General features: G+C 64.8%; 9 protein-coding genes. 8 read left to right on the top strand and 1 reads right to left on the bottom strand.

Features of this window, described 5'->3' with window-relative positions; translation table 11 throughout:
• Positions 1-1,227 carry a c-type cytochrome gene (locus AC0L2F_RS28070; RefSeq protein WP_473250636.1) on the bottom strand — a complete coding sequence of 409 codons (1,227 nt, stop codon included), beginning with the start codon at positions 1,225-1,227 and terminating at the stop codon, positions 1-3.
• A gap of 280 nt (positions 1,228-1,507) precedes the next feature.
• On the opposite strand from AC0L2F_RS28070, the gene AC0L2F_RS28075 reads away from it, so the two are divergent.
• The 8 genes from AC0L2F_RS28075 (at position 1,508) to AC0L2F_RS28110 (ending at position 11,837) form a co-directional block, all read left to right on the top strand.
• Entirely contained in the window at positions 1,508-4,999 is a 3,492-nt protein-coding gene (locus tag AC0L2F_RS28075; RefSeq protein WP_473250637.1) for an indolepyruvate ferredoxin oxidoreductase family protein, read from the top strand.
• 390 nt (positions 5,000-5,389) lie between these two features.
• Positions 5,390-6,547, top strand: coding sequence for a thiolase domain-containing protein (locus AC0L2F_RS28080; protein ID WP_473250638.1), 1,158 nt, complete (start codon positions 5,390-5,392; stop codon positions 6,545-6,547).
• Positions 6,547-6,936, top strand: coding sequence for a Zn-ribbon domain-containing OB-fold protein (locus tag AC0L2F_RS28085; protein WP_007611535.1), 390 nt, complete (start codon positions 6,547-6,549; stop codon positions 6,934-6,936). Before AC0L2F_RS28080 ends, AC0L2F_RS28085 begins: the two co-directional genes overlap by 1 nt.
• A gap of 148 nt (positions 6,937-7,084) precedes the next feature.
• Complete coding sequence (locus tag AC0L2F_RS28090; protein WP_473250639.1) at positions 7,085-7,945, top strand: MaoC family dehydratase; 861 nt, start codon at positions 7,085-7,087, stop codon at positions 7,943-7,945.
• Between the two features lie 123 nt (positions 7,946-8,068).
• On the top strand, positions 8,069-8,947 hold the full coding sequence (locus AC0L2F_RS28095; RefSeq protein ID WP_473250640.1) for an SDR family oxidoreductase: 879 nt from the start codon (positions 8,069-8,071) through the stop codon (positions 8,945-8,947).
• 124 nt (positions 8,948-9,071) lie between these two features.
• Positions 9,072-10,025, top strand: coding sequence for a dihydrodipicolinate synthase family protein (locus tag AC0L2F_RS28100; RefSeq protein ID WP_473250641.1), 954 nt, complete (start codon positions 9,072-9,074; stop codon positions 10,023-10,025).
• 4 nt (positions 10,026-10,029) lie between these two features.
• Positions 10,030-10,830 (top strand): NUDIX hydrolase, encoded by an 801-nt coding sequence (locus AC0L2F_RS28105; protein ID WP_473250642.1) that lies wholly within the window; start codon positions 10,030-10,032, stop codon positions 10,828-10,830.
• A gap of 80 nt (positions 10,831-10,910) precedes the next feature.
• Positions 10,911-11,837, top strand: a complete 927-nt coding sequence (locus tag AC0L2F_RS28110) for a DMT family transporter (protein WP_473250643.1) — start codon at positions 10,911-10,913, stop codon at positions 11,835-11,837.
• Positions 11,838-11,859: the final 22 nt, after the last annotated feature.

Consider the following 11,859-nt stretch of genomic DNA (forward strand, 5'->3'; position numbering starts at 1 on the left):
CTAGGGCTCCTGCTTCCGCGCCCTCGCCACCTGCGCCGGCGTCACCAGCGGCGCGGCGTTGCCCCAGGAATTGCGGATGTAGTTCGTCACCGCCGCGACTTCTTCGTCGGAGAGCTGGCTGGAATAGGCCGGCATCTCGCCGGCGTTGGGCGCGCGCGGCGTGGTCACGGTGTGGGCGCCGTCGAGGATGATGCGCAAGGTCGAGGACGGATTGACCGATTGCAGCAGCGCGTTGGCAGGCAGCGGCGGATAGATGCGCGGTGCGCCTGTGCCGTCGGCCTCATGGCAGGCGATGCAGAGCTTGGCGTAGACGGCCTGGCCGGCTTTCATCTCGGCATCGTCGGGCGGCGTCACGATCGCCTCGCGCCGCGCCGGCGGCAGGCTCTTCAGGTAAACCGCGATCGCGCGCACGTCGGCATCGCTCATCTTTGAGGTCGAGTTGGCGACCACCTCTGCCATCAGCCCGCTGGCATGGCTCCTGGCGTTGCGCCCGCTCTGAAGATATTCCGTGACGTCCTCGACACTCCACGATTTCAGCCCGCTACGGGCCGCGCCATCGAGCCGTGGTGCGTACCAGCCGCCGACCTCGTTGCCCGCGAGGGCCTGCGCCTGCTTGTCCGCGCCGAAATAGTTCTTCGGCGTATGGCAGGCGCCGCAATGACCGAGCCCGATGACGAGATAGCCGCCTCGATTCCAGGCCGCGCTCTGGCTTTGGTCCGGCTCGAACAGGCCGGGTTTGAAATACATCATGTTCCAGATCCGCATCAGGCCGCGATAGCCAAACGGCCAGCGCAGCTCCGGCGGCTTGTTGCGGCTCGTGACGGCCGCGAGCGTTCCGAGATACGCCCGGATCGCCAGTGTGTCGTCCTTCGTCATCCGCGTGAAATAGGGGTAGGGGAACGCCGGGTAATAGTCGGAGCCGTCGGGCGCGACGCCGGTGCGCACGGCGCGGGTGAAGTCGGCGTCGGTCCAGGTGCCGATCCCGGTGTCGCGATCCGGCGTCAGGTTCGGCGCGTAGATCGCGCCGAAGGGAGTGGCGATGCGCTTTCCGCCCGCGAACGGTTTGGCGGGATCGGCGGTGTGGCAGCCCGCACAGCCGCCGGCCTCCACCAGCGCCTTGCCGGTGGCGATCAGCTCCGGTGACGGCTCGGCAGCGACGGCCGCGCTCGCAACCGCACTGCACAACGCCAGACCCACGACAGCCAAGCCAGCCAGAATCGTCCGCATCGAAAGCCTCTCCTGCGACCCATCGACGCCGTCCGGGATGACTGGGCGTCAATTCGTTGCGCGACGGCGGGGGTATGGTGACACAAAATGAAAATCGCGGATGCCAATGCAGCCACGAAATTGCGATTTTTACCCGGCGCTGCCTTTGGTCCAGAATTGTGATGCGGAGCGTGAAATATCCGACATAGAGTGGCGGAAATGGTCGGCGCGCCCTAGCTAAAAACAACGGGCAGGCAACGGCTTAAGCAGCCAAGCGCTCAAAAGGGCGGAAGAGGACATAATGGGCATCAACCAGGGTCCGATCAGTCTCGATCAGAAATACACCCAGGACACCGGACATATTTTCACGACCGGCATTCAGGCCCTGGTCCGCCTGCCGATGGCCCAGATCCGGCGCGACCGTGCCGCGGGGCTGAACACCGCGGGCTTCATCTCCGGCTATCGCGGCTCGCCGCTCGGCGGCTATGACCAGCAGCTGTTCGCTGCGCGCAAGCATCTCGAGCAGTACAACATCAAGTTCCAGCCCGGCGTGAACGAGGACCTGGCCGCGACCGCGGTCTGGGGCTCGCAGCAGCTCAACCTCTCGCCCGGCGCGCAGTATGACGGTGTGGTCGGCATCTGGTACGGCAAGGGCCCCGGCGTCGATCGCTGCGGCGACGTCTTCCGCCACGGCAATGCCGCGGGCTCCGCCAAGAACGGCGGCGTCCTGTGTCTGGCCGGCGACGACCACGGCGCAAAATCCTCAACGGTCCCGCATCAATCCGACCACGCCTTCATGTCGGCGCTCATGCCCTATCTCTACCCGTCGAGCGTCCACGAAATGATCGAGATGGGCCTTCTGGGTATCGCGATGTCGCGCTATTCGGGCTGCTGGGTCGGCATGAAGGTGATCACCGAGACGGTGGAGACCACCGCCGAGATCGACCTTACCGACGAGATGACGCCGTTCGTGATCCCGACCGATTTCGAGATGCCCGAAGGCGGCCTCAATCTGCGCTGGCCCGACGACCGCTTCGCCCAGGACCGCCGCCTGCAGGACTACAAGGGCTTTGCCGCGATCGCCTTTGCGCGCGCCAACAAGGTCAATCGCATCACCATGGACTCGCCGAACGCCCGCTACGGCATCATGGCGTCCGGCAAGAGCTACGAGGATATCCGGCAAGCACTGCGCGAGCTCGGCATCACGCCCGAGGTCGCCGCCAAGATCGGGCTTCGATTGTACAAGATCGGCATGCCCTGGCCTCTGGAGCCGGAAGGCGTCAGGCAGTTCGCCGTGGGTCTCGAGGAAATCTTCATCATCGAAGAGCGCCGCGAGATCGTCGAGAACCAAGTGAAGCAGGAGCTGTTCAACTGGCGCGACGACGTCCGTCCTCGGATCATCGGCAAGATGGACGACCACGACAAGCGCTTCCTCCCTTTCGCCGAAGAACTCAGCGTCGCCTCGCTGGCGAGTTCGCTCACAGAGCGTCTGCTTCGACTTGATCTCAATCCCGAAATTGCAACGATGCTGCGCGCCAAGGCCGATTGGTTCAACGGCCGCCAGGCGTCGCAAATGCAGGCGACCGCGCCTGTCGCCCGCACCCCGTATTTCTGCTCCGGCTGCCCGCACAACACATCGACCAAGGTGCCCGAAGGCAGTCGCGCCTTTGCCGGCATCGGTTGCCACTTCATGGCGCTGTGGATGGATCGCTCCACCGAGACCTTCACACACATGGGGGGCGAGGGTGTGCCGTGGGTCGGCGTTGCCCCCTTCACCAAGGAAGAGCACGTGTTCGCCAATCTCGGCGACGGCACGTATTTCCACTCCGGCAGCCTCGCGATCCGCCAGGCGATCGCCTCCGGCGCCAACATCACCTACAAGATCCTCTATAACGACGCGACCGCGATGACCGGCGGCCAGCATGTCGACGGCGAATTGTCGCCGCAGCAGATCACCTTCCAACTCCACAGCGAAGGCATCCGCGAGATCTATCTGGTCTCCGAAAATCCCGACGCCTATCCGGCGAACGAGATCGCGCCCGGCGTCAAGACAGCGCATCGTGACGAGCTCGACGCGGTCCAGAAAACGCTGCGCAAGGTCAAGGGCGCGTCCGCGATCGTGTTCGTGCAGACTTGCGCCGCCGAGAAGCGCCGCCGCCGCAAGCGCGGCACGATGGAGGATCCGGCGCGCCGTGTGCTGATCAATCCCGCGGTGTGTGAAGGCTGCGGCGATTGCTCGGTGCAATCGAACTGCATTTCGGTCGAGCCGCTGGAGACCGAGTTCGGCCGCAAGCGCGCCATCAACCAGTCGACCTGCAACAAGGATTACTCCTGCGTCAAAGGCTTTTGCCCGTCCTTCGTCACCGTCGACGGCGGCAAGATGCGCAAGCGCGCGCCTGCGGGCGTCGGCGATATCGGCGCGCTGCCCGAGCCGGCATCGCGCCCGAACCTGGATAAGCCCTATAACATCGCGGTCGGCGGTGTCGGCGGGACCGGCGTGCTGACTATCGGCGCGCTGCTCGGCATGGCCGCCCATATCGAGGGCAAGGCCTCGATGATCCTCGACATGTCGGGCCTGGCGCAAAAGGGTGGGGCGGTGCTGAGCCACGTCCGTCTGTCCGATCATCCGGCCGAGGTGACCTGCTCGCGCATCGTCACCGGCACGGCCGATGTCGTGCTCGCCGCCGATGAGGTGGTCGCGGTTGCCAAGGACACCATCTCGCTTTGCGACAGCAGCCGCACCCGCGGCATCATCAACAGCCACGTCATCCCGACCGCCGACTTCGTCCTCAATCGCGATTTCAACTTCCAGACCCGCAAGCTGAATGGGTTGCTGGAAACCGCGCTGCACAAGGACTCGGTGTTCTTCGACTTCACCAAGCCGGCAGAGCAGCTCCTCGGCGACAGCATCGCCACCAACATGATGATGATGGGGTATGCCTATCAGAAGGGCCTCTTGCCGTTATCGGCGGAGGCGATCGAGCAGGCGATCGAGGTCAACGGCGTCTCGATCAAGATGAACAAGGAAGCGTTCAGGCTCGGCCGGCTCGCCGTCGCCGATCCCGCACGACTTGCCGACATGCTGAAGGGAACTGATGAGGCCGTTGCGCCCAGGACCCTGGACGCCATGATGCTCGACGAGCTCGTCGAGCATCGCGCCAGGCATCTCACCGCCTATCAGAACGGCCGGCTGGCCAAGCGCTACCGCAAGCTGGTGGACCAGGTCAGCGACGCCGCCAGGCAGGGCGGCTATGACGAGGCGTTGACGCGCGCCGTTGCGGTCAACTACGCAAAACTGCTGGCCTACAAGGACGAATACGAAGTCGCGCGCCTTTACTCCGACGGTGCGTTCGAAAAGCAGCTCCGCGATCAGTTCGAAGGCGACTTCAAGTTCAACTTCAATCTGGCGCCGCCGATTCTCAGCAGGGGCGTCGATGCGCTCGGCCGCCCGAAGAAGCGCGCGTTCGGCCCGTGGATGCTTCCGGTGTTCCGCGTGCTGGCAAAATTCAAGTTCCTGCGCGGTACGCCGCTCGACATCTTCGGTCGTAGCGCCGACCGCAAGCTCGAACGCGACCTGATCGTAGGTTACGAGAAGGACGTCGCCACCGTGCTCGGCCTGCTGTCGCCGCTCACGATCGACACCGCGGTGGAGCTGCTGTCGTTGCCCGACCGCATCCGCGGCTACGGCCCAGTGAAGGAGAAGGCCGTCGCGGACGCCAAGGCCCGCTACGCTCAGCTCGCCGCCGATTTGGCCAACCCGCCGCCCGCGCCGAGGCAGATCGCGGCGGAGTAGAATTTGTGGGGTGGGGGTCGCTAATCCACCCACCAAATTCCTGTTGGAAATCAACCACCCTTCTACTGTGCATGGGGTTGTTTTCGCGAAAAAGGGTTTTTCGATAAAACGAAATTACTTGTGCCGTCGGGCAAAACACCTTTAAGGTTCTGCCCGTCGTTCCCGTCATTGCGAGCGCAGCGAAGCAATCCAGGAATGCGTCCGCGGAAAGATTCCTGGATTGCTTCGCTGCGCTCGCAATGACTGCTCCGGAAGCAGAGGCGCTCCGACCTACCGTCCACTTGCGCGGACCCGCTGCCCTCTCGCCCGGCGGAATATTTCCGCGCTTGCCAACAGGGCAGCAGCGGTTCAGAAAAAACCGGAAGTGAGACACGCCAGCGGAGACCTTATTTGACCATCAAGGGCAAGGCCTACATTGCCGGGATTTTTGAACACCCGACCCGGCATGCACCGGACAAATCCACCGCGCAGCTCCATGCCGAGGTCGCCAAAGGCGCGATTGAGGATGCCGGGCTCAGCAAGGACGATGTCGACGGCTATTTCTGCGCGGGCGACGCCCCGGGCGGCGCCTGGCCGATGGTCGATTATCTCGGCCTGAACACCAAGAAACTCCGCCATGTCGATTCCACCGAGACCGGCGGCTGTTCTTACATCATCCATCTCGGCCACGCCGCTGAAGCGATCGCCGCGGGCAAGTGCTCGATCGCGCTGATCACGCTGGCCGGCAAGCCGCGCACCGGGGCGATGCCGCCGCGCGCGGCCGGCGCCGAGGCCGATTTCGAGACGGCTTACGGTGCGACCACGCACAATGCCTACGGCATGTGTGCCATGCGCCACATGCACGACTATGGCACCACCAGCGAGCAGCTCGCCTGGATCAAGGTCGCGGCCTCGCACCACGCGCAATACAATCCGCATGCGATGCTGAAGGACGTCGTCACCGTCGAGGACGTCCTGAACTCCCCGATGATCTCCGATCCCTTGCACCGCATGGATTGCTGCGTCGTCTCCGACGGCGGCGGCGCGCTGATCGTGACGACGCCCGAGATCGCCAAGAGCCTGAAGAAGCCGCTCGTCAGACTGATCGGCCACGGCGAGGCGATGAAGGGCCCGCGCGGCGGCAAGGATCTCGACCTCACTTACTCCGCCGGCATCTGGTCCGGCCCGCGCGCCTTCGAGGAAGCCGGCATCACGCCGAAGGACATCAAATACGCCTCGATCTACGACAGCTTCACCATCACGGTGCTGATGCAGCTCGAGGATCTCGGCTTCTGCAAGAAAGGCGAGGGCGGCAAGTTCGTCGCCGACGGCAATTTGATCTCGGGGGTGGGCAAGCTGCCGTTCAACACCGATGGCGGTGGCCTCTGCAGCAACCATCCTGTCAACCGCGGCGGCATGACCAAGATTCTCGAGGCCGTGCGGCAACTGCGCGGCGAGGCCCATCCGAAGGTGCAGGTCAAGAATTGCGATCTCGCCATCGCCCACGGCACCGGCGGCCTGCTCGGCGTCCGCCACGCCGCCTCGACTGCCATTCTGGAGCGCGTGTGATGAGCGAAGCCAAGAAATATCCGGCGCCGGTGACGAACCCCGAAACTGCCGCGTTCTGGGACGCCGCCAAGCAGGGCAAGTTCATGATCAAGCGCTGCACCGCCTGCGGCGAGGCGCACTACTTCCCACGCGCGATCTGCCCGTTCTGCTACTCCGACAAGACGGTGTGGGAAGAGTCTTCGGGCGAAGGCACGATCTACACTTACAGCTTGATGCGGAAGTCGCCGACCGGTCCTTACGCGATCGGCTACGTTACGCTGAAGGAGGGGCCGTCGCTCCAGACCAATTTCGTCGATTGCGATCTGACGACGTTGAAGATCGGCCAGAAGGTGAAGGTGGTGTTCAAGCCGACCGACGGCGCGCCGCTGCCGTTCTTTACGCCGGCGTAGGGCGGTCCTCATCCTGAGGGCTTGCGAAGCAAGCGTCTCGAAGGATGGCCACGACAAGGAAAGCGTTTCGGGCATCCTCATGGTTCGAGACGGCGCAAGAGCGCCTCCTCACCATGATGATGAGCACCACGGGGAGGAAGCAACAAAAATGTCCGCCAGATACGACGAACTCAAAGGCCTCAAGAACCTCGGCCAGAAATATGCCTACACCGACCGCGAAGTGATGCTCTATGCCTACGGCATCGGGCTCGGCGCCGATCCGATGGACGAGAACGAGCTCGCCTTCGTCAACGAGGGCACGTTGACGCCGCGGCCGCTCAAGGTGGTGCCGACCTTTGCATCCGTCGCGGCGTGGGGTGCGGGTCCCGGCGAGATGAACCTCAACCGCGTGATGGTGGTCGACGGTGAGCGCGACATCACCTTCCACCAGCCGCTGCCGGTCGCCGCGCACATCACCGCCGATTCCTCCGTTGTCGAAGTCTACGACAAGGGCAAGGACAAGGGCGTCGTCATCAGCCACCAGACCGTGCTCAAGAACGAGAAGGGCGAGAAGCTGGCAACTCTGGTCGCCTCACGCTTCGCCCGCGGCGATGGCGGCTTTGGTGGGCCGAACCTGACCCAGCCCGATCCGCACAAGATCCCCTCGCGCAGCCCCGATAGGACCATCGACATCGTCACGCGTCCTGACCAGGCGCTGGTCTATCGCCTCTGCGGCGACCGCAACCCGCTGCACTCCGATCCTGAATTCGCGAAGAAGGCCGGCTTCCCGCGCCCGATCCTGCACGGCATGTGCACCTACGGCATCACCTGCCGCGGCGTGCTCCAGACCTATGCCGACTACGACGCCTCCGCCTTCCGTCAGCACGTCGCGCGGTTCTCCTCGCCGGTGTATCCCGGTGAGACCGTGACCATGGACCTCTGGAAGGACGGCAGCGTGATCTCGTTCGAAGCCAAGGTGAAGTCGCGCGGCGTCACCGTGATCAAGAACGGCAAGACGGTGTTGGGGTAGCCTCCGCTGTCATTCCGGGGCGCGCGAAGCGCGAACCCGGAATCTCGCGCTACAACCTCCGGATTCCGGGTTCAGCGCTGCGCGCTGCCCCGGAATGACAATAGAAACCAGGGAGACGCCACCATGGGACTACTCGACGGCAAGGTTGCGCTGATCACCGGCGCGGGTGGGGGGCTCGGTGAGGCCTACGCAAAGCTGTTCGCTCGGGAAGGGGCCTCCGTCGTCGTCAACGACCTCGGCGGTCCCCGTGACGGCTCCGGGGCCGACACATCGATGGCGCAGCTCGTGGTGGATGCGATCAAGGCCGAGGGCGGCAAGGCGGTCGCCAACGGGGCCGACATCTCCACAATAGAAGGCGGCCAGTCGGTGTTCGACGACGCCATCAAGCATTTCGGCCGTGCCGACATCCTCGTCAACAATGCCGGCATTCTGCGCGACCAGACCTTCGCCAAGGCCTCTGAGTCCGACTGGGACAAGGTCATCAAGGTGCATCTGAAGGGCACCTTTTGTTGCACCATGCCGGTGTTTCGCTGGATGCGGGAAAACGGCGGCGGCGTCATCGTCAACACCTCCTCGACCTCCGGCCTGATCGGCAATTTCGGCCAGAGCAATTACGGCGCGGCCAAGGGCGGCATCTGGGGCCTGTCCAACGTGCTGGCGATCGAGGGCCGCAAATACAACATCCGGATCTGGACGCTGGCGCCGGGTGCGCTGACCCGCATGACCGCAGACCTGCCCCGCTATAAGGAGAACCCCGGTGCGGCGCTGGGGCCGGACGGCATCGCGCCGGCCGTGCTATACATGGTGAGCGACTTGTCCGGCGACCAGACCGGCAAGGTGCTGGGCGTGTCCGGGCCCCGCGGCGTGCGCGAAATGCGGATGATGGAAATGGATGGCTGGAAGCCGCCGCACACGGGCTGGAACGCCCGCGACATCGCCGATCATGCCGAGGAGATCTTCTTCTCCGAAGAGCAGATCAAGATGGGAGCGCGGCGGTTTTGACAGGCCGTCATCCCGGGGCACGCGAAGCGTGAGCCCGGGATCCATGGTAAAGCACGCGCAGCAGATAAATGGATTCCGGGCTCATGCTTCGCACGCCCCGGAATGACCGAGGAAGAGAGACCCAATGAAACTCACCGCCGACGCCAAGGGCACCTTCGCAATCGCGCCGACGCCGTTCCACGATGACGGCCGGATCGACGAGCGCTCGATCGACCGCCTAACCGATTTCTACGAGGAGGTCGGCTGCGACGGCGTCACGGTGCTGGGGATCCTCGGTGAGGCGCCGAAGCTCGATGCCGCCGAGGCCGAGCAGGTGGCGGTACGCTTCATCAAGCGCGCCAAGAAGATGCAGGTGATCGTCGGCGTCTCCGCGCCGGGTTTTGCCACCATGCGCTCGCTGGCGAAGGCCTCGATGGAGGCCGGTGCAGCCGGTGTGATGATCGCGCCGCCGCCGTCGTTGAGGACCGACGACCAGATCATCGGTTATTACAAGCAGGCGGCCGAGGCGATCGGCCCCGACGTGCCCTGGGTGCTCCAGGATTATCCGCTGACCTTGTCGGTGGTGTTCACCCCTGCCGTGATCCGCAAGATCGTCACCGACAATCCGAACTGCGTGATGCTCAAGCACGAGGACTGGCCGGGGCTGGAGAAGATCTCGGCGCTGCGCAATTTCCAGAAGGACGGCTCGCTGCGGCCGCTCTCAATCCTCTGCGGCAATGGCGGGCTCTTTCTCGACTTCGAGATGGAGCGCGGCGCCGACGGCGCCATGACCGGCTATGCCTTCCCCGAGCTTCTGATCGACGTCGTGCGCCTTTCGAAGGAAGGCAAGCGCGACGCCGCCCATGATCTGTTCGATGCACATCTGCCGCTGATCCGCTACGAGCAGCAGCCCGGCGCTGGTCTTGCCGTGCGCAAATACGTGCTGCAGAAGCGCGGCATCATCGCCTCCAGCGCCCAGCGCAGGCCCGGCGCCACCATCACGCCGGCGGCGAAGGCAGAGGTCGAGTACCTGCTGTCGCGCGTCGCCCGCGTCGACAAGCGCGCCAATCTCAGCCCGCAATCCAGCGCCGCAGGTTAATCGAATGGCCGAGGCATCAGCATCACGCCCTGCGTCGACGATCCTCCTGCTGCGCGACGGCGCGGCAGCGAAGGAAATTGAAGTATTCATGATGGTCCGCCATCATCAGATCGAGTTCAATTCGGGCGCGCTGGTGTTTCCCGGCGGCAGCGTCGATGCCGGTGATCAGGAGATCGTCAAGCGCTCCGACTTGTATTCGGGCGGCGAGGGCCTGAGCGAAGCGGACCGCGGGTTTCGGATCGCCGCGATCCGCGAGACCTTTGAGGAAAGCGGCATCCTGCTGGCGCGGTCGAAGGATTCGGGCACGCCGGTCGATGCCAGGCGCGCCGGCGAGATTGCGGACGCGCATCGCGTCGCGCTCAACGAGCACAAGATCAGCTTCCTGAGCATTCTGGCCGACAACGGACTTCAGCTCGCGCTCGATACGCTCGTGCCTTACGCGCACTGGATTACGCCCGAGGGCATGCCAAAACGTTTCGACACCTGGTTCTTCCTTGCGGCGGCACCGCCTGACCAGCTCGGCGCCCATGACGGCAGGGAGTCCACCGACTCGATCTGGGTCTCGCCGCGCGAGGCGGTGGAGGGCGGCGAGAGCGGCCGCTTCAAGCTGCCGTTCCCGACCACGCGCAATCTGATCCGGCTTGCCAAGCAGGGTAGCGTGAGCGCCGCGCTCGACCACGCCCGCGGGATGTCCGTCGTGACGGTGATGCCTGTCATGACCAAGACCGAAACCGGCCGTCAGCTCCGCATTCCCCGCGAGGCCGGCTATGACGGCGAGGTGTTCGAGGTCGGTGCGATCGGCTAGGACACTTCGATACAAAACGAAGTATTGGCGAGGGCAGACGCGCTAGGTTCCGTCCCTGACAACGGGACGGGGCGCGCGATATGGCCAACCGGCAGGACAATCGGCAGGACAACAACATCGCCGTCGAGCTGGCGCTGCTGCTCGCGCTCGCGACGCTCTGGGGCGGCTCCTACACCTTCATCAAGCTCGGCGTCGCCACCATTCCGCCGATCACGCTGATCGCGGCGCGCACCACGATTGCGGGCCTGCCGCTGCTCGCGATCATGTGGGCGCGGGGCATCAGGATGCCGACGGATGCCGCGACCTGGCAACGCTTCGCCTTCCAGGCCGTGCTCAACAGCGTGATCCCCTGGACGTTGATCGCCTGGGGCGAGCGCCACGTCGATGCCGCGCTCGCGACCATCCTCAACTCGGCCGGCCCGATCTTCACCTTCCTGCTCACGGCCCTCGTGACGCGTCACGAGGCGACGACACCGCGCAAGCTGGTCGGCGTGGTCGCCGGCATGGCCGGCATCCTGCTGATCGTCGGCGTCGATGCCATCCATGATGTCGGAAGCGGCCTCGTCGCGGAGGCCGCCATCGTTGCCGCCACCATCTGCTACGCCTGCGCCGCGATCTTCGGTCGCAGCTTCAAGGGCCTCGATCCCATGGCGCCCGCGGCCGGCTCCTTGCTGGCGGGGGCAGCGGCGCTGATCCCGGCCTCGGTTATCGTCGAGCAGCCCTGGACACTGTCGCCTTCGCTGAGTTCCGTGCTGGCACTGCTCGCGCTGGCAACCTTCTCGACCGCCGCGGCCTTCGTGATCTATTTCCGCCTGATCCAGACCCTGGGCTCGGTCGGCACCACCGCGCAGGCCTATCTCCGCGTGCCGATCGGGGTCGCCATCAGCGTCGCCTTCCTCGGCGAGACCCTAAGCCGGACCGCCTGGATCGGCCTTGCCTGCGTCGTCCTCGGCGTCGCCGCCATGACCATCCCGGCCCGGCGGCCGGCCGGCGTCAAAACGTCATAGAACCGGGGCCAAGGAGGGCGGC

It is taken from the genome of Bradyrhizobium sp. Ken64, assembly GCF_055807555.1.

Excerpts from the sequence above, each read along its gene's own strand:
- AC0L2F_RS28070 (WP_473250636.1), bottom strand. The coding sequence starts at position 1,227 with ATGCGGACGATTCTGGCTGGCTTGGCTGTCGTGGGTCTGGCGTTGTGC.
- AC0L2F_RS28075 (WP_473250637.1), top strand. The coding sequence starts at position 1,508 with ATGGGCATCAACCAGGGTCCGATCAGTCTCGATCAGAAATACACCCAG.
- AC0L2F_RS28085 (WP_007611535.1), top strand. The coding sequence starts at position 6,547 with ATGAGCGAAGCCAAGAAATATCCGGCGCCGGTGACGAACCCCGAAACT.
- AC0L2F_RS28090 (WP_473250639.1), top strand. The coding sequence starts at position 7,085 with ATGTCCGCCAGATACGACGAACTCAAAGGCCTCAAGAACCTCGGCCAG.
- AC0L2F_RS28095 (WP_473250640.1), top strand. The coding sequence starts at position 8,069 with ATGGGACTACTCGACGGCAAGGTTGCGCTGATCACCGGCGCGGGTGGG.
- AC0L2F_RS28100 (WP_473250641.1), top strand. The coding sequence starts at position 9,072 with ATGAAACTCACCGCCGACGCCAAGGGCACCTTCGCAATCGCGCCGACG.
- AC0L2F_RS28105 (WP_473250642.1), top strand. The coding sequence starts at position 10,030 with ATGGCCGAGGCATCAGCATCACGCCCTGCGTCGACGATCCTCCTGCTG.
- AC0L2F_RS28110 (WP_473250643.1), top strand. The coding sequence starts at position 10,911 with ATGGCCAACCGGCAGGACAATCGGCAGGACAACAACATCGCCGTCGAG.